Here is a 17,326-nt window from a genome sequence, read left to right on the forward strand (position 1 = left end):
CGTTTCATTTTCCGCATCGTCGATACGTATCGAGGATCAGAGAAAGGGTCACGATGACAACTGGAGACGCCGGTCCGTTGCGGGTGACCGTATGGGGCGAGAACCGCCACGAGCAGATCGAGGAGCACGTGGCGAGGATCTACCCGAAGGGCATGCACGCGACGATCGCGGAAGGCATCGCGGAGAACCTCGGCGACGGCTGCGCCATCCGTACCGCCACCCTCGACGACCCCGAGCACGGGCTGACCGAGCAGGTGCTGGCCGGTACCGACGTCCTCACCTGGTGGGGTCACGCGGCGCACGACGAGGTCGCCGACGACGTGGTCGAGCGCGTCCACCGCCACGTCCTGTCCGGCATGGGGCTGGTCGTGCTGCACTCCGGGCACTGGTCGAAGATCTTCACCAAGCTCATGGGCACCAGCTGCACGCTGCGCTGGCGCGACGAGCACGACCGGGAGCTCATCTGGACGGTCGACCCCACCCACCCCATCGCCCAGGGCGTGCCGCACCCGCTGATCATCGAGGAGGACGAGATGTACGGCGAGTTCTTCGACATCCCGGCACCGGACGAGTTGGTTTTCGTCAGCTCGTTCAGCGGCGGGGAGGTGTTCCGCAGCGGCTGCACCTTCCGGCGCGGCCACGGCAAGATCTTCTACTTCCGGCCCGGAGACCAGGCGTACCCCACGTACCACCACAAGGACGTGCGCCGGGTCATCGCGAACGGTGTCGCCTGGGCCCGCAGCGACCGGCCGGAGCGGAGCCATCCCGTGCTCCTGCGGTACGAGACCGGCGAGTTCTTCGCCGGCCAGGGCTACACCGGACCGCTCCAGTGAGGTTCCGTACCGTCCCCTCCGGCGCGGCGGACCCGCTCCGGGTGGTCATCGTCGGCGCCGGCGGCATGGGCCGCGCCTGGCTGGCGACGGTCGCCGACTCCCCCGACACGACGCTCACCGGCATCGCCGACCTGGACGTTGCCCTCGCTCGCCGCGCCGCCGACGCGGCCGGCCTGCCGGACCTCCCGGTCGGCACCGACGCGGTCGCCCTCGCCCGGCAGACCGGCGCCCAGGCGATGATCAACGTGACCGTCCCGGAGGCGCACCACCCCGTGACCACCGCGGCGTTGTTCGCGGGGCTGCCGGTACTCGGCGAGAAGCCGGCCGCGGAGAACGTCAGCAGGGCGCTGTCACTGGCCGCCGCGGCCGAGGTCACCGGCGAGCTGTTCATGGTCAGCCAGTCCCGCCGCTGGAATCCGCAGCTGGCCAGGTTGCGGGAGATGGTCGCGCGGCTCGGCCGGATAGGGACGGTGAGCACGTCGTTCTTCCGGTCCGAGCGGTTCGGGGGATTCCGCGAACGGATGGCCTATCCGCTCCTCGTGGACATGGCCATCCACGCCTTCGACTCGGCGCGTTTCCTGCTCGGCGCCGAGCCGGTGACGGCGTACTGCCAGTCGTACAACCCGCCGTGGAGCTGGTACGCGGGGGACGCCAACGCGACCGTGGTGTTCGAGATGGACGGCGGCACCCGATACGTCTACGACGGCAGCTGGTGCAGCCCCGGCGCGCCCACGTCGTGGAACGGCGCCTGGCGGGTGAGCGGCGAGATGGGCACCGCCTCCTGGGACGGCGACCACGACCCGATCCTCGACGCCGAGGGGCAGACTGGGCAACCGACCGGCCCGCCGTACTCCGGGATCGCCGGCGCGTTGCAGGTGTTCGTGCGGGCGCTGCGGACCGGCGAGCCACCCTCCGGCGAGGTGCACGAAAACGTGATGAGCCTGGCGATGGTGGAGTCGGCGGTACGGTCGGCGGCGAGCGGCCGGCTCGAGCGCGTGGACGACGTGCTCCGCCAGGCCCACGCGCAGGCCCTCCGAGACGAGACCCGGGCCGAGGTACGCGACGCGCTCGCTGGTTGGTCCTCGGCCCGGGATGCGCTGACCGGCGTCAGCCGGTCGAGGTCAGCAGGAACTGGTCGGCGCTGATGTGCCCCCAGCCACCGGTGTTGTTGTCGACGATCTGGATGCGCGCGGTGCGGCCCCTGAGATCCCCAACGTCCCAGGTGGCCCACCGCAGGTACTCCTCGTCGCGGCCGGTCGCCGTGCGCACGATCTGGCCATCGACGAGGAGGTTCACCGAAGTGGCGTACCCGGCGCCGTTGGGATGGTTCCCGCCGCCGATGAGAAACTTGAGGTACCGCTGATTGATCTTGAACGTGGGTGACGTCAGGAGGCCGGTGCTGGCGTCGCCGCCGAGGTAGGTGTTGACCAGGCCGTCGCCGAGGTATCCGCCGACCGGCTGCTGATCCGGCAGTGCCCCGGTCGCCGGTGCCGTGCCGAACGCGGTGCCGGTGCGGGTCCACGTGCCGTAGGTGCCGTTCTCGAAGTCGGCCAGGACCGTTCCGGTCGGCACCGGCTGCGTGTTGACGCTGTTGAGGGTACGGATGGTCAGGTTGGCGAAAGTGGCGCTGCCGCCGTCGGTGTAGAGGGCGATGCCGTTGTCGCCCGGCGCGGCGAACACCTCACTGGAATGCGCGTACTTGCCGTCGTCGACGAACACCTCGATGCTCGTGCGGTCGACCAGGATGCGCAGCCGGACGCTCTTGCGCGCGGGATCGAATGGCGACTTGCTTTCCAGGAAGCGGCCGGAGGTGTCGGGATGGTTGGTGAAGCCGCGGTTGAGATAGGTGTAGTTGCCGAAGACACCGACGTCGGCGTGCCGGGAGCCGTCAGCGGACTTGCGTAGTTGCAGGCCGACATTGTTGAGCTGGCTCCAGCTGATGTCGGCGGTCAGCTCGTACGCGTCCCCCGCGTAGCTGAGCGGCAGGTTGCCGTTGACCTGGACGGTGCCGAGGCTGGTCGTGCCGGCGACGATGCCGCCCAGGCCGTCGACCGGTTGGGAGACGAGGCTGTAGCCGCCGCCGGCCTGCCGCTTGAGCTTGACTTCCCGCACGATCGAGTTGGTGCCGTTGAAGCCGTCGTTGGCCCAGGTGGGTGTGTTGGCCGCGTAGTCCCAGTTGTTCATCCAGCCGATGGCGTACCGGCTGCCGAGCGGGTTGGCGGGATTTTCCCAGGTGACCGCGGCGTACCAGTCCCAGCCGTAGTCGAGCCACTGGTGCGTGCCCTCCTGCTGGAATCCGTTGCCGGTGAAGGTACCGGTCCAGTAGGCGTACGTGTTGGGTTGGCCGATGTGCTTGCCGTTGGCCGAGGCGCCCAGAACCCACTTGGTGGTGCCGTCGTCGGCGACCATCTTGAACAGGTCGGGGCACTCCAGCACACCCAGCCCGGGCATGTACCACTCCCCGGCTCGTTGCCAGGTCTTGAGGTCGGTGGAGGTGTAGAAGCTGAGCCGGTCGTTCTCCGCGAGGACGGTGACCCAGCGGTTGCGCTCGCCGTCCCAGATGGTCTTCGGGTCGCGGGAGTCGACGCGGCCAGGGTTGGGAATGACCGGGGCGGCGCTGTACGGCCGGAAGGTGGCGCCACGGTCGGTCGAGTACCAGAGAAACTGGGCCTGTGCGTTGTTGCCGGCCGCGTGTTCCTGGGTGGCCAGCACGACCACGGCGTTCCGGCCGAAGCCGGCGGTGTTGTTGGCGTCCACGACCGCCGAGCCGGACCAGATGCTGCCGTTGACGGTGGTGTCTTTGGGTACGGCGACGCCGCGGTCGGTGAACCGCACCAGGTCCGTGGTGGTGGTCCGTCGCCAGGCGGTGTGGTTCGTGCGCGGGTAGTCGTTGTTGTAGAGGTAGTAGTAGTGGAACTGCCCGTCGAGGTAGATCGGGCGTTGCGGGTCGTTCATCCAGTAGTCGGGAACGGTGTGGTGATACGCCGGCCGGTACGTGGTCGCCGCGACGGGTGCCGCGTCGATGTGTTCCACCGGTGTCACGGACGCGAGCAGCAGAGCGGCGGCGAGGAGGAGCGACGGTCTCATGGGATGACCTCACTGTCGAGCGGGTCGGCGCTACTGGGCGCCGGGTGTTCGAAGCTGCCAGGCGGTGACTTCCGCCTGGGTTCCTGGTGCGCCCCGGACGTGCAGGACCGTGTCGTGGGATGTGGATGCGGGATAGAGCCGTTCGGTGAAGACGACTCCGTCGGGCAGGAACAGCTCGACGATCGATCCGTCGAGCAGCAGACGAACGTCGACCACGTTCGTGTGCGGCGTGACGCGGCCGGCGGCGGCGCGTGCCGCCCGATCCGCGTGATGAACCCGCCGTCGCAGATCCACCTGGCCGGTCGCTGGGTCGACCGTCACCGTGAGCTCGTCGCCGGAGCCCAGCGCGAGCGTCGCCGGGCGGTCGGGTGGGCAGTGCAGGCGGATCTCGATGTCGAGCGGGCCCGAAGGTAGGAGCAGGCTCTCCTGGGCGCCGAGCACACGCGTGGTGGCGGCGCCGCGCAGCGCGTGCAGTTCTCGCGCCGGTGCGGTGACGAGGCGACCGGCGGCGTCGAGCGACAGCTCGCGCGGGAGGGTCAGGGCGCCGGCCCAGCCGGATGCCAGGACGTCCGTTTCGCCACGGTCCTCCCAGGTCCAGCCCCACATCAGGGTCCGGTCGGGTGCGGGCAGCACGGCGGGCGCGTAGAAGTCGCGGCCGGAGTCGACCAGCCCGCCGTGGGTGGGGGTGAAGCGTGGCACGCCGCCGGACACGTCGAGGTCTCCGGCGAGGTAGGCGACCTGTCCCAGTACCTCGTCTGTCCACAGTGACACGATGAGCACCCAGCGGTCTGCCAGGCGGACCAGCTGCGGGCATTCCCAGATGTCCGCGGGCGCGTGCGCCTTGGCCACCGCGTCACCGGTGTCCAGCAGCGGTCCCAGGTACGTCCACGCGCGCAGGTCGTCGCAGGCGTAGAGGAGCACCGTGGCCGCTCCCCCGCCGGCCAGGCCCGCGCCGACCAGGGCGTACCGGCGTCCGTCCACAGTGAACACGAACGGATCCCGGTACCCGAGCAGGTCGAGTCCTTCGGGTGGACGGGCGGCCGCGGCGGGTTGTTTGGACCACGATCGCAGCGTGTCGTCGTCGGCGGTGGCGAGGCACACGCTGGCGTCGAGGACACCGTCGCCGATTCCGGTGTAGACGGCGGTGGGAACGCCGGCGTCGTCGACGACACAACCGGACCAGCAGCCGCCCGCGTCGAGATGGCCCGGCGTCGGGGTGAGCGCCACGGGTTCGGTTCGCCAGCGCAGCAGGTCGGTACTGCTCGAGTGGCCCCAGGCGATCTGTGCGTGCACCGGAGCGGACGGATTGTGTTGGTAGAACAGGTGGTACGTGCCGTTCCATCGGAAGGGGCCGTTGGGATCGTTCACCCAACCGGTGGGGGGCCGCACGTGCAGGACGGGGAACGCGGGCTCGACGGTCATCCCTTCACGCCCGTGGAGGCGATGCTGTTGACGAAGGCGCGCTGGAAGGCGAGGAACAGCGCCAGCACGGGAAGGGTGATGAGCGTCGAGTACGCCATGATCTCGCCCCAATGGACTTTGAGTTGGAAGAAGTAGGAGGCACCGACCATGACCGGCCGCAGTTCCTCGGTCTGCACGACCATCAGTGGCCACAGGTAGGAGTTCCACGCGGGCAGGAAGGTGAGGATCGCGACAGTGGCGATCGCCGGCCCGGACAGCGGCATGACGACGGTGCGATAGATGCGGAACCAGCCGGCGCCGTCGACCCGGGCGGCCTCGTCGAGCTGGCGCGGGATGCTCTGGAAGTACGAGTAGAACAGGTAGATGGAGAAAGCGTTGGCGACGAACGGAATGACCTGGACACGGTAGGTGTCGAGCCAGCCGGTGCTCCACGTCAGTCGCAGGCCGTTCATGGTGAGCCAGGGCAGCTTGTCGACCCACCAGACGAGCGGGAGCGCGAACGTCTCGAAGGGCACCACCAGCGTGGCGATGACGACGCTGAGCGCCAGGCGGCTGCCCCGCCACGACAGCCGGGACAGCGCGAACGCGGCCATGCTGTTCACCAGGATGCCGAGGGCGACCGTCACCAGTGAGATGCCCAGCGAGTTGAGCAGAAACCGTGCGGCGGGCACCGTGTCGAAGACGCCGGCGTAGTTGTCCAGCGAGATGTCGCCGACCGGCAGGAAGGCGCGTACCGATCCGATGTCCTTGAAGATGTCGGTGTCGGGCTTCAACGACGAGACGAACATGAACAGCAACGGGAAGGCGAACAGGGCGGCGCACAGCAGGCGGGCAGCGAGTACCGCCGCGCGCACCCTGGTGGAGCTCCTGCGGCGCATTGTCAGGCGCTCCTCTCGCGGGTGAGCCACCGCTGGATCAGCGAGACGGCCAGTACCAGTAGGAAGAAGACCAGCGAGATGGCTGACGCGTACGCGGTCTGCTGCTGCTGGTAGCCGACGCGCACGGCCTGGAAGACCACTGTGGACGTGGCGTCCAGCGGTCCGCCGCCGGTCATGACGTGGATCTGGGTGAACAGGCTCAGCGCCGCGATCGTGATCGTCACCAGGATGAAGGTCCGGGTGCTCCGCAGGCCCGGCCAGGTGATGAACCGGAACTGGTGCCACCTGCCGGCACCGTCGATCTCGGCGGCCTCGTACAGCTCACCGGGGATGGTCTGCAGGCCGGCGAGCCAGATCACCATGTGGAAGCCGACCGCCTGCCACGCCGACATGAACATGATGGCGGGAAGGGCGGTGCTGGTGTCGTTGAGCCAGTCGACGCGCACCACGTTGCCGGTCATCCAGTGCAGCATGCTGTTGACGAGCCCGTCCGGCTGGTACATGAATCGCCAGAGAATCGACACGACCACAATGGACGTCACGACCGGTACGAAGTAGAGCATGCGAAACAGGTTCGTGCCGCGCATCTTCACGTTCACCAGCACCGCCAGCAGCAGCGCGAAGCCCGACTGGGCCGGCACGATGACAGCGGCGAAGAACAGCGTGTTCCGCAACGAGGTCCAGAACACCGGATCATCGAGCAGCCGCTGGAAGTTTTCCAGCCCGACGAACTCCAGCGGCTTCGGGCTTATCAACCGGGCATCGGTGAAGGAGAGCGCGAAGCCCAGCGCGACCGGTACGAAGAAGAACAGGATGAGCAGGACCCCCGCGGGGGCGACCATGAGCAGCCCTGTCCGCCCCTGGCCGCCCCCTTGCATTCGAGCGCGCATGTCCGCTCAGAAGCCGTAGTAGTCGTTGGACTTCAGATCGCGGTCGATCTCCGCGACCGCTCGGTCCAGGATCTGCTTGGGGTCACCGCCGGCCACGATGTCCTGCGTCGCCTTCGCGAACGTGGTCGTCAGGTACGGGTATCCGGGAGTCGGCGGGCGTACCATCGCCAGCTCTTTCGACTCGTCCAGGAAGAACCGCTTCTCCCCACCGGGCTGCCAGCCCGGGACCAGCGCGGCGGCCTCCTCGCTGGCCGGGATGACGTTCTGCTTCTGGGCGAACGCCGCCATGTTCTTCGCGGTCAGCGACGTGCGCAGGTACTCCATGGCGGTCGCCTTGTCCGGGCAGCTGCTGCTGACCGCCCACTGCCACGAGCCGCCGCCGACCTTCGCCCCGTTGCCGAAGTCCGGCGGGGGCAGTACCACGCCGTCGTCCACTTTGCTCAGTGAGCCGGAGTTCCAGATGCCGGACCAGACCATCGCCGACTTGCCGTTCACGAAGTCGGCGAACGCGTCCGCGCTCGACTTCTGCGGCGAGTAGCCCTTCTTCACCAGTCCCTGCATCCAGGTCGCCCACGCCAGCGCCTTGTCGCCGTTGAGCACGCCACTGGCCGACTTGTACGAGGTGCGGTCGATGAGGTCGCCGCCGAAGCTCTGCAGGAACGGCGAGTAGCCGTACGTCCACCACTCGGTTCCCGTGTCGCCGGTGCCCAGATCGAACGTGATCGGGTACTTGCCGCCCGCCTTGACCTTCTGCAGCGCCTGGTCGAACTCGGCGCCCGTCCACGGTTGTTCGAGAGTCGGCACGCGTACCCCGGCGGCGGTCAGTGCCGACTTGCGGGCGAACAGTCCGAGCGCGGCCTCGTAGTAGCCCACCGAATACGTCTTGCCCTGGTACTTGCCGACCGTGCTGGGCAACTGCTTGGCCAGCAGGTCATCGGGAATGTCCAGCGGCTCCAGATAGCCGGCGTAGGCCCAGTTCGGCACCGTGGGCGCGTCGGTGTCCAGGATGCACGGCAGTTTCTTCGCCGTGGCGGCCGACACGACCGCCTCGTTGTACGCGGCCTGCGGGAAGGCCCGGACGGTGACCTTCTTGTCGGGGTGGGCCGCGTTCCAGTCAGCGGCGATCTGCTCGACGACCGCCAGCTCCTGCGGGTTGCCGGCGTTGTGTGTCCACAGTGTCAGGCTGTCTCCGGACGAGCCGCCCGCATTGTCGGAGCCGCACGCCGCCGCGGCGGCCACGAGCGCGGCCGCGACGCCCCATCTCAATGTTCTTTTCGCCGACATTCTCATTCTATGCTACTCCTCACAAAACGGGTACAGCAGGCATCGCTACGCCTGAGGCGTAGTGGACAAAGCACTATGGCGGGATGGAGTGTCCGATCAGGACACGGGCGGTGCCACCGACTCGCGCCGGACCAACGGGCACGGCAGGACCGCCCGCTCGACGGGCGCGTTCGGATCGAGAATCCTGGCGATGAGGGCGTCGACCGCCCACGCACCCATCGCGTAGTGGGGCAAGGCGACGGTGGTCAGCCCCGGCAGCAGTCCCTCACTGATCTCTTCCTGGTCGTCGAAACCGACAACGGACAGATCGGCGGGGATACGTAACCCGAGCGCGGAGGCCGCCTGGTAGGCGCCCATCGCGACACGGTCGTTGAAACAGAACAGGGCACTGGGACGCTCGCGCCGGCTCAGCAGCTCGGACGCGGCGGCGTATCCCTCGCGGGAAACGGGGTGCGTCGACACCACGAGCCGCGGGTCGAAGGGGACGTCGGCTTGGCGCAAGGCTTTCTGGTACCCGGCCAGCCGGCCCGAGGTGGCGGGGATGTCGAGGTTGCTGTTGACGAAGCCGATGCGCCGATGCCCGTGGTCGAGCAGCTCCTTCGTCGCCAGGTAGGCCCCACCCTCCTCGTCCGGCACGACCGAGGGCAGGTTCGCGCTGTCGTCCTCGGCGTCCAGCACCACGGTCGGCACCGTCCGCAGCTGGTCCGGCACCCGCACGACGCGGTGGTACATGGTCGTGTAGAGCACGCCGTCCACCCGGCTCTGGAGCAGCGCCGAGATCTCCTTACGCTCCAACTCGGGATCGAGCCCGGTGTTGAGCAGCATCAACAACCAGCCGTGCTTGCTCGCCGCCTCCTGCGCGCCCAGCACCATCCGCCCGGCGAACGGCGTCGTGGTCACCTCGTCACCGAGCAGTCCCAGGGTGTTGGTGCGCTGGGCCCGCAGTTGGCGCGCCACCTCGTTGGGCACGTAGCCAAGACGCTCCGCGGCCTCGTGGATCCGCTGGCGTGTGTCGGCGCCAACCCGTGCCGAGGCCACGTTGTTGAGCACCAGGGACACCGTGGTCACCGACACGCCAGCGGCCTCCGCCACCGTGCGAATCTTCACCTTCGGCTTCTTCATCCCACACCTGCCAAACCCTTTTACCACTGTCAGTGAACACACTCTGAGCTTGATAAAACGGTTTGTCAACGACGCCAACCGGCCGTTACACGACCGTAACATTTAACCCCGCGACAGCGTGCCGCCACGCCGCTTCCGCCGATCAAGGGCGAACGCACGTGGTTGGACCTCATTTCCGCATGCATTCGCCCTTGATCCATGCGAACGCCCTTGATCGGCGGCCGCACAAACCCGCGGGGCGCGCGCCGCGGGTTTGTGCGGCCGCCGGTCCGGTCCAAGCGGGACCTTTGGTCCAAATCCCCGTCTGAGCTGCCGCGACGTGCGTCGTGGGCGAGGCCGTTGCTCCCGCGGCCTCGCCCTCCGCGGCACACGACCAACGCCTGCCGCTGCCTGGCGATAGAGGCGGCTTACAGTGGCGGTGTGCGGATCAGGATCGAGGGTCGCGACCTGCCCGGGCGGCGGGCCGGTGTCGAGGCTGACTCGCTGAGACTGCACAACGTGCACGTGGGGGTGCAGCGCGCGGCCGAGGTGGTCGACCGGGTACCGGCCAGCGCCGCCGAAGCCACCTGGCAGTTCGACATCACCAGCCGCGAGGTGGACGGGCTTCTCGATGTCGGCGGCCCCTGGGTTCATGGCCGGCCGGGTGCGCGGTTTCTCTACCTGAGCTGGGGTGCGGTGACGGACAACCGGTTCGAGATGTTCCGGCGGGCGAAGCTGCTGTTCGGTGACGTCCCGACCGATCTGCTGCGTGTCGCGCACGAAGGTGCGGGGGTGTTGGTCGGCCGGCTCGGGCTGACCGACGCGAAGGGCGGACCGCTGTGCGCCAGGGTCCGCCCACCAGACATCGAATGGACCGTGCGGTAACGCGGGGTCAGGGCGTCCAGGTCCAGTGGTACCGGAGTTCGGCCCGCCACGGCTTCGGGTAGAACTGCTGGACGATGAACGCCATCCCGATCCCCTTGGCCAGGTACTGGTCGCGGTCGAGGACGCGGCTGATGGGCTGGCCCGGGCGGCCTCTGTTGTCCCACCACGACTCCCACTGCTTCACGCAGGTCTGGGCACCCAGGTACTGGTTGGCACACGCCGCCGGCGGCGACCAGATCTGGGTGTGCCCGAAGTCGATGACCCTGCCGCTGGATTTCTCGGTTATCGTGCCCCACGCCTTCAGGCAGTACGCCTCGCCCGGGACCGTCCACTGTGCATAGTGCTGCCGCCCGCCGTCGGACGGCAGCGCCTTGAGGTTCTCGCACCTGGCGTCGCCGATGAGTTCCCGGGTGACCCGCTGCGTGTAGTAGGTGCCGTTGTCGGACCAACCGTCGAGCAGGAGCCAGTCGCCGGAGCGTACGAACTCCTCGGCGCCGTCCGGCGGCCAGTTCGCGGGATCGCCCCAACTGATCGCCGACTCGGTGGCCGAGCGCGGGTTCCACGCCCACTGGCCACCGGCCCGGCCATCCGCCCAGAACTGCCCCGCGCTGCGCTCGAAGACGCGCGAGAACTGGTCGTACGTCGCGGCCGCAGCCCGTGCCGGCGTCGCCGCGCCAGCGATCAGAAGCGCCATGACTCCGGCTGTTGCCGCACCCTTGAGCAAGCCACTGAACATGCCAGCATCATTCCTGGGCGCGCTTACAGAGGACTGTCATGACACTTGCGTGACGCGGTCTGCCGTGCGCCCCAGCGCCAGAAGGCGAGTCCGCTGTTCGTGGCGACGGATCAGGACGACGCCCAGCGCGAACGCCAGTATCGGGATGAGGGCCAGGATGGCCCACTGCGCCGCCGCCAGCGGGACGTAGCCGATGCGCACGTACGAGTCCCGCCAGCCGTCGAAGCCGTACTCGGCGGTCGCCAGGGTGGCGGCGACCGGGGCGAGCAGCACGATGATCCGGAGCCGGAGCGGCGGCGCGAGCCGCCACGACGCCAGCACGATCAGCAGGCCGCCGGCCAGGTAGGACGCGGTGTCGATGGGCCGGAAGTACGGGCCCACGACGACCCTTCCGTCCGCGAGATGGCCGTACCCGCCAACGACGGCGGCGGCCACGGATCCGAGCTGAGCCACCAGCACACCCGCGGTGACGAGGGCGACCCGTCGCACCCCGAGCACGGCCACACCGTGGCGCGGTGGGGCGGGCACGGTCAGCGCGACGGCGGTCACCACGGCGAGGGTGAACGCCCACAGCGTGAACACCGCCGACGTCGGGGCGTCGGAGTACCGCGTCACCAGCAGCGCCGTCTCGCCGGCCACGGCCAGCCACGCGACGCCGGCCGCCACCCACCGGAGCCCGGTCGCGGCGGCGACCGCGACAAGTACCCAGGGCAGCAGCCGGAGCCACTGCTCGGGCGCCGGCCCGCCGAGGTGGTACCCGCGACCGGCGGTGGCCAGCCGCAGGCCGACCAGGAGCAGTGCGCCCAGTACGCCGGTGGCGGCCGCCGCGTCGCGCCACTCGGCGGTGGCCAGGCCGCGCGCGGTCAGGCCCACCCGGTGGCGCGCGGCCGAGAGCAGCAGGTCGACGGTGTCGACCGGGCCGGGCCGTCGCTGGCCGGGTCGGGCGCCGGCCAGGAGGGTGTCCAGCATCTCCTCCTCGTACGCCCGGCGGTGCTCCCACGGGTACCAGCGCAGCATCCTGCGGTACCGGGCTTCGAGATCGGCGCTCACGCGGCACCACCGCCGAGAGCGGCGAGCCGGGTGGTGGCGACGGTGGCGTTGTGCCGCAGCCGTTCGGCCTCGACGGCCAGCCGGTCGGCCCCTGCCGTGGTGAGGCGGTAGTACCGGCGCAGTCTCGACTGCACGACCTCTTCCCGGTCGATCTCGATCAGCCCGTCGGAGCGCAGGCGGTCGAGCACCGTGTACAGCGTGCCGGCGCGCAACCGCACCCGCCCGTCCGATATCCGCCGCGCGTCCTCGATCATCCCGTATCCGTGCTGCGGCTGGGCCGCGAGCGCGGTGAGGATGAGGAACGCCGGCTCCCCCAAGGTCAGGTTTGCCATGCGGGGCATCATATACCGAACTTTGATATATGCAGCCCCCTGTACTCCTACGGGTCGCGACGTGCCAGTTCAGCGACCACCGTCACCCGGCGGACCGTCTCGCGCAGCTCGTCGCGAAAGTCCGCGCGGCGCTGGCGAAGGTCTGGCGCGCTCGGGTCGAGAAGGCCGCGGTGCCGGGTCAGCCGCAGCGCCGGCTTGAACAGCTCCAGCGACACCGACTCCTCGCTGGCCAGCCGGCCCTGCAGCGCCCACTGCCTGCCGACGCGCAGGCACTCGTCGAGAAACCGGGGCTCGTCGACCTCGTCGTCGTCCCAGGCCGCGAGCCGATCGGCCACGAGGTGGTACGCGTCCAGGAACGGCCGCAGCACCAACGGGGCGACCAGTGGCCTGCCCTGCTCCAGCCATCGGCGAGCGTCGGCCGGGGTGAACTTGTGCAGCCCGTCGCCTCCGCCCGGCTCGATGATCGCCAACTCCAGTGCCATCTGCTCGGCGAAATCCCGGCGCCGCGCGAAGAAGAAGTCGAACTTCAACAGGTCACGCAGCCGCAGCGCCTCGTCGGTCGCCGTGTCCAGGCCGTCTTCGCCGCCTTCGGTCGCGGCGACCAGCGCCAGTTCCCCGATCGCCCGGTCGACCAGCATGTGGATCGCCGTGTTGCGGTAGAACGCCGCCACCAGGTGTTGACCCTGACCGATCGCCCAGACCGTCTCGGTGCCGCCGTCGTAGCTGGCCAGCACGCCGGAGGCGACCAGCTCCTGCAACGTGCGGCGGACGGTGGCCCGGTCGGTGAGGTTCGCCGCGCCCGCGACCGGCCAGCGCCGGGACTCGATGTACCCCGCCATCGGCGCGACCGTGGCCAGTACCCCGTCGAGGGTGAGCGCCCGGTCAGCGGCCAGCATGGCGAGGCAGACGACCGCCGTGACGGTGACGGGGGTGGTCTGGTTGATGCGGTGCGAGGTGTCGAGGGCGATCCGCTCGACGACGTGCCGCCCCTGCTGGTCCGCGCCGCGCAGCTCGGCCATCCGCTCACGCAGCGGCACGGGCTCGCCGAAGTCAAGGTAGGCCCGGCCGAGGCGGTTGGCCTGCAGCCGGGCGAAGTTGATCAGCCAGCGGACGTCTTCGGGCCGCTTTCTGGCACCGCGTGCCTCGGCGGTCATCGCGCCGACCTCGTGCAGCTGCTCGTACACGATGGACACCGGCACGATCAGCGCCTCGGCGTCGGGGGTGGCTTCGATCGCGTCCACCACGTAGCGCACGATGCCATACGTCGGTGGCCGCAGCTTGCCCGTGCGGGTCCGCCCGCCCTCGATGGACCAGCTCAGATTCTTGCGGTTGCGGATCAGCTGGCCGATGTAGGCGCGCAACGCCAGCTTGTACACCGGCTGGTCCTGCGTCGACCGGCGAATGTAGACGATGCCCGAGCGGCGGGCCAGGTGGTTGACGGGGAAGAAGTTCAGGTTCGCCCCACCCAGGGTGTACGCCGGGCTGAGCCCGTGCCGCTCCAGCGCCACCGGCACCGCGGCGCCGTCCAAATAGGAGCGGTGGGAGAACAGGAACAGCAGCGAGTACTTGCGGTCCAGCCGCTGCAACCGGCGCGCGGCCTCCTCGTCGACCAGCAGCTCGTGCGCGCGGAACATCCACGTCGTGAACCTGGACCAGGCGCTCATGGCCCGCGCGCTGTGCATCGCACCCATCTCGCGCAGATAGCCGGCGGCCTCGGCGGTCACCTCGCCCGGATCCCGGCCCAGCGAGCGGGCCAGCTCGGCCAGCCGCCCCGCGAACGCGTCATCGGCCAGCAGCTCGACGACCTCAGGAGTGTCCGATGACATCAACCACCTCGCCGGTGAGCGTGATCACAGTGTGCCGTGGTCAGTCTGGAAGCACAGAGCACGCGGCGTCAAACACATGATGTGGATCACAGCTCCGTGCCGTCACATTCGGCACGGCAATCCCGTCCTCGACGCGTACAACCAGTCTTGCAACCCGGAACCAATCTTGCCGCTAGGGATAAGGACACCATGTTCGCTGCCTACGTCACCATCACCATCGTCGGTTCGGTCTTCACCGCCATCGCCGCCGGCACCTACCTGATCGGCCACGACTACCCCAAGGCCCAGTTGGACATGAAGCGCCTCCCCCACTCGTGGATGCCGCGGTTGGGCACGCTGCTGGCGGCGGGCTCCCTGGGGCTGCAGGCCGGGTTCGCCGTGCCGGTACTGGGCAACCTGGCCGCCGCCGGCCTCGTGCTGTACTTCATCGGCGCGCTCATCGCCCACCTGCGCGTGGGCTCGCGCCAGCTCGTCGGCTGGGCCATCTTCTTCGCCACCTCCGTGGCGGCGCTGGTCGTCAACCTGGGCCACCACGGCCCCTGGTGAGAACCCGGCAGCGGCTCAGCCGTCGGCCAGCCGCCCGGTGATCAGGAACTGCATCTGGACCTCGTGGTTCGGCGCGACGCCGTACCGCTGGTCCAGCTCGTGGATCGACGCCAGCGGCGTGACCGTGACCCGCTGCAGGCCCGCGCGTTCCAGTACCGTCGCGGTCTGCTCGATCGACCTGGCGGCGGCCAGCGGCAGCGCCGCGCGGACCTCGGCGTCGTAGAAGCCGGCGAAGTCCTCCGACGCGTTGTCCAGGCCGTTGGGGAACCAGGTGCTGTCGACCGCGGCGACCACGCCGCCTGGGCGCAGCAGCCGGGTCCAGTTCGCCACCGCGGTCTCCGGCTCGCGCAGTGTCCACATGAGATACCGGCTGGTCACCGCGTCGAAGCTGGCCGCCGGGAAGTCCGGCGAGACGGCGTCGCCGAGCCGAAACGCGGGTCCATTGGGGATGGTCGCGGCGTGCCGGCGGGCCCGTTCGAGCATCCCTTCGGCTAGGTCGATGCCGGTGACGCGGTGGCCGAGCCGGGCCAGGACCATGGCGACCTGACCGCTGCCGGTGCCGACGTCGAGCACGTCCAGGGGCGCGGGCGGCAGGGCCGCGTCCCAGACCCGCGCCCAGGCCCGGTCGTCGTCGGCGAGGCGGTCGGGGCGCTGCTGGTACTCGTCGTAGCCGGGCGCGCGTCCGGTCCAGTAGGCGTTGATGCGGTCCTGTGCGCTCATGCGGCGGCCTCTCCTTCGGCAGGGATGGGGTGGAACAGCAGGTGCAGGTCGCCCTCGATATCGAGGCGCCGGATGCCGATGCCGTAGACGGGTTCGAGTACCGCCGGATCGAGTACCCGGCCGACCGGCCCGGCCGCGACCACCCCGCCGCGCCCCAGCAGCACCAGGTCGTCGCAGTAGCGGGCCGCGAGGTTGAGGTCGTGCAGCACGACGACCGCGCAGGTGCCCAGCCCGCGAACCAGGCGCAGGATCTCGTGCTGGTACCGGATGTCCAGGTGGTTGGTCGGCTCGTCGAGCAGCAGGTGGGTTGCCTCCTGGGCGAGGGCGCGCGCGATCAGTACCCGCTGGCGCTCCCCGCCGGACAGCCCGGCGAACGCCCGCGCGCCCAGGTGGGTGGCGCCGACGCGGGCCAGGCAGCGGGCGGCGATCTCGTGGTCGGTCCGGCGGGTGCGCTGAAACGTCGACAGGTGCGGGCCGCGGCCGAGCAGCACCATCTCCGCCACGGTGAGCGCGGTCTCGGCGCCGGTCTCCTGCACCACCACGGCCATCCGCCGCGCCGCCTCTCGTGGTGTCAGGGCGGACAGCTCGTCACCGTCCACTGTGACCCGTCCGGTGGGGCTGCGCAGCGCGGCGTAGAGCAGCCGCAGCAGGGTGGTCTTGCCGCTGCCGTTCGGGCCGATCAGCCCGAGCACCCGGCCGGGCCGGGCGGTGACGTCGACGCCATCGATCACGGGGTTGGCACCGTAGCGCCAGCTGACCCCGCTCGCCTCGATCACGCGCCCGGCTTGAAGCGCTTGACGATCCGCTCCAGGCCGTCGACCGACAGCGGCGAGGGCGGCTCGGTGAAGTTGAACAGCTGGGTCATGACGTTGCCGGTGCGGACGGCGTTGAGCTTCTCCGCACCGGGCAGCCCGGTCAGGGCCGCCTCGACCGCCTTCGGGTCGCCGTCGCTGTGCAGCAGGATCAGCACGTCGGGGTTGCGGCCCAGCAGCTCCTCCAGGGTGACCTCGAAGACCCGCTCCTTGCTGCCGGCGAACGCGTTGGTGAACCCGGCCGCCTCCAGCTGCGGATGCGCCATGCTGGCCGTGCCGTACGCGTAGGTGACCCCGCCGCCCACGGTCGGGTACAGCACCGCGGCCGTACGCCCGGACGCCGGGCCGGCCTCGGTCTGGATCTTCGCCATCCGCTCCTTGAGCGCGGTCACCGCGGCGGCGGCCTGGGCGCCGCGGTCGAAGACCTTCCCGTACGTGTCGAGCTGCGCGTAGATGTCGTCGAACGTGGGCACGCTGGTGCTGCCCGGGCACATCGCCGGCTCCTCGATCAGCGGGATGTTCACGCCGGCGAGGGTGTCGCGGGACAGGTTGTCGACCTCGCCGAGTACCAGGTCCGGCTGCTGGCTGATCACGATCTCCTTGGAGATCTGCAGATGGCCGCTGGTGTCGGTCTTGTCCGTCAGCAGCGGCACCTTGTCGAGCTCGGCGAGCGTCGCGGCGTCGTAGTACTCCTTCGGGTACTGGCCGGCTCGGGCGGTCACCCGGTCCATGACGCCGAGCGAGTGCAGGTACGGCACGGCGGCGCTCTTGAGCAGGACGACCCGTTGGGGCGGCGCGTCGAAGGTGACCTTCACGCCGCAGTTGGTCATGGTGAACGCCGCCTGTTCTTCGGCGGCGCCGCCGCACCCCGCGGCGAGCAGGACCGTGACGGCGAGAAGCCGCGTTGCCTTCATGGGATTCCTT

At 69.6% G+C, this 17,326-nt stretch carries 17 protein-coding genes; 4 read left to right on the top strand and 13 right to left on the bottom strand.

The genetic code is table 11. From position 1 onward, the window contains the following. Positions 1 to 53: 53 nt before the first annotated feature. Both QMG73_RS08140 and QMG73_RS08145 read left to right on the top strand, forming a co-directional pair. Entirely contained in the window at positions 54 to 833 is a 780-nt protein-coding gene (locus tag QMG73_RS08140) for a ThuA domain-containing protein (RefSeq protein WP_281893507.1), read from the top strand. Next, positions 830 to 1,978, top strand: coding sequence for a Gfo/Idh/MocA family protein (locus QMG73_RS08145; protein WP_281893509.1), 1,149 nt, complete (start codon positions 830 to 832; stop codon positions 1,976 to 1,978). The genes QMG73_RS08140 and QMG73_RS08145 overlap by 4 nt, the downstream gene beginning before the upstream one ends. Here the strand turns inward: QMG73_RS08145 and QMG73_RS08150 are convergent. The 6 genes from QMG73_RS08150 to QMG73_RS08175 form a co-directional block, all read right to left on the bottom strand. Next, complete coding sequence (locus QMG73_RS08150; RefSeq protein ID WP_281893510.1) at positions 1,941 to 3,920, bottom strand: glycoside hydrolase family 32 protein; 1,980 nt, start codon at positions 3,918 to 3,920, stop codon at positions 1,941 to 1,943. The genes QMG73_RS08145 and QMG73_RS08150 overlap by 38 nt on opposite strands. A gap of 30 nt (positions 3,921 to 3,950) precedes the next feature. After that, entirely contained in the window at positions 3,951 to 5,342 is a 1,392-nt protein-coding gene (locus tag QMG73_RS08155) for a glycoside hydrolase family 32 protein (protein WP_281893511.1), read from the bottom strand. Continuing rightward, positions 5,339 to 6,220, bottom strand: coding sequence for a carbohydrate ABC transporter permease (locus QMG73_RS08160; protein ID WP_281893513.1), 882 nt, complete (start codon positions 6,218 to 6,220; stop codon positions 5,339 to 5,341). Before QMG73_RS08160 ends, QMG73_RS08155 begins: the two co-directional genes overlap by 4 nt. A 2-nt stretch (positions 6,221 to 6,222) precedes the next feature. Then, a complete protein-coding gene (locus tag QMG73_RS08165; protein WP_281893514.1) occupies positions 6,223 to 7,110 on the bottom strand; it encodes a carbohydrate ABC transporter permease in 888 nt (295 codons plus the stop codon). A gap of 6 nt (positions 7,111 to 7,116) precedes the next feature. After that, positions 7,117 to 8,394 carry an ABC transporter substrate-binding protein gene (locus QMG73_RS08170; RefSeq protein ID WP_281893515.1) on the bottom strand — a complete coding sequence of 426 codons (1,278 nt, stop codon included), beginning with the start codon at positions 8,392 to 8,394 and terminating at the stop codon, positions 7,117 to 7,119. 96 nt (positions 8,395 to 8,490) lie between these two features. After that, positions 8,491 to 9,516 (bottom strand): LacI family DNA-binding transcriptional regulator, encoded by a 1,026-nt coding sequence (locus QMG73_RS08175; protein ID WP_281893516.1) that lies wholly within the window; start codon positions 9,514 to 9,516, stop codon positions 8,491 to 8,493. 420 nt (positions 9,517 to 9,936) lie between these two features. On the opposite strand from QMG73_RS08175, the gene QMG73_RS08180 reads away from it, so the two are divergent. Then, complete coding sequence (locus QMG73_RS08180) at positions 9,937 to 10,380, top strand: DUF5990 family protein (RefSeq protein WP_281893517.1); 444 nt, start codon at positions 9,937 to 9,939, stop codon at positions 10,378 to 10,380. 7 nt (positions 10,381 to 10,387) lie between these two features. Here the strand turns inward: QMG73_RS08180 and QMG73_RS08185 are convergent, their stop codons facing one another. The 4 genes from QMG73_RS08185 to QMG73_RS08200 are packed head-to-tail and all read right to left on the bottom strand — an operon-like array spanning position 10,388 to position 14,324. After that, complete coding sequence (locus tag QMG73_RS08185; protein WP_281893518.1) at positions 10,388 to 11,116, bottom strand: hypothetical protein; 729 nt, start codon at positions 11,114 to 11,116, stop codon at positions 10,388 to 10,390. Between the two features lie 36 nt (positions 11,117 to 11,152). Further along, positions 11,153 to 12,166: a hypothetical protein gene (locus QMG73_RS08190; RefSeq protein ID WP_281893519.1), complete on the bottom strand. Its 1,014-nt coding sequence runs from the start codon at positions 12,164 to 12,166 to the stop codon at positions 11,153 to 11,155. Next, positions 12,163 to 12,498, bottom strand: a complete 336-nt coding sequence (locus QMG73_RS08195; RefSeq protein WP_281893520.1) for a PadR family transcriptional regulator — start codon at positions 12,496 to 12,498, stop codon at positions 12,163 to 12,165. The genes QMG73_RS08190 and QMG73_RS08195 overlap by 4 nt, the downstream gene beginning before the upstream one ends. Positions 12,499 to 12,545: 47 nt before the next feature. Next, entirely contained in the window at positions 12,546 to 14,324 is a 1,779-nt protein-coding gene (locus QMG73_RS08200) for a lysophospholipid acyltransferase (RefSeq protein ID WP_281893521.1), read from the bottom strand. A gap of 189 nt (positions 14,325 to 14,513) precedes the next feature. Here QMG73_RS08200 and QMG73_RS08205 point away from each other — a divergent pair, with 189 nt between their 5' ends. After that, positions 14,514 to 14,870, top strand: coding sequence for a DoxX family protein (locus tag QMG73_RS08205; RefSeq protein WP_281893522.1), 357 nt, complete (start codon positions 14,514 to 14,516; stop codon positions 14,868 to 14,870). A 15-nt stretch (positions 14,871 to 14,885) separates the two neighbouring features. Here the strand turns inward: QMG73_RS08205 and QMG73_RS08210 are convergent, their stop codons facing one another. The 3 genes from QMG73_RS08210 to QMG73_RS08220 are packed head-to-tail and all read right to left on the bottom strand — an operon-like array spanning position 14,886 to position 17,316. Next, positions 14,886 to 15,590 (bottom strand): class I SAM-dependent methyltransferase, encoded by a 705-nt coding sequence (locus QMG73_RS08210; protein WP_281893523.1) that lies wholly within the window; start codon positions 15,588 to 15,590, stop codon positions 14,886 to 14,888. Then, positions 15,587 to 16,321: an ABC transporter ATP-binding protein gene (locus tag QMG73_RS08215; RefSeq protein WP_281893524.1), complete on the bottom strand. Its 735-nt coding sequence runs from the start codon at positions 16,319 to 16,321 to the stop codon at positions 15,587 to 15,589. The genes QMG73_RS08210 and QMG73_RS08215 overlap by 4 nt, the downstream gene beginning before the upstream one ends. 41 nt (positions 16,322 to 16,362) lie before the next feature. After that, positions 16,363 to 17,316 (bottom strand): ABC transporter substrate-binding protein, encoded by a 954-nt coding sequence (locus tag QMG73_RS08220; protein WP_281893525.1) that lies wholly within the window; start codon positions 17,314 to 17,316, stop codon positions 16,363 to 16,365. Positions 17,317 to 17,326 lie beyond the last annotated feature (10 nt).

It is taken from the genome of Phytohabitans aurantiacus, assembly GCF_027923225.1.
In the GTDB taxonomy this organism is placed as follows: Bacteria; Actinomycetota; Actinomycetes; order Mycobacteriales; family Micromonosporaceae; genus Phytohabitans; species Phytohabitans aurantiacus.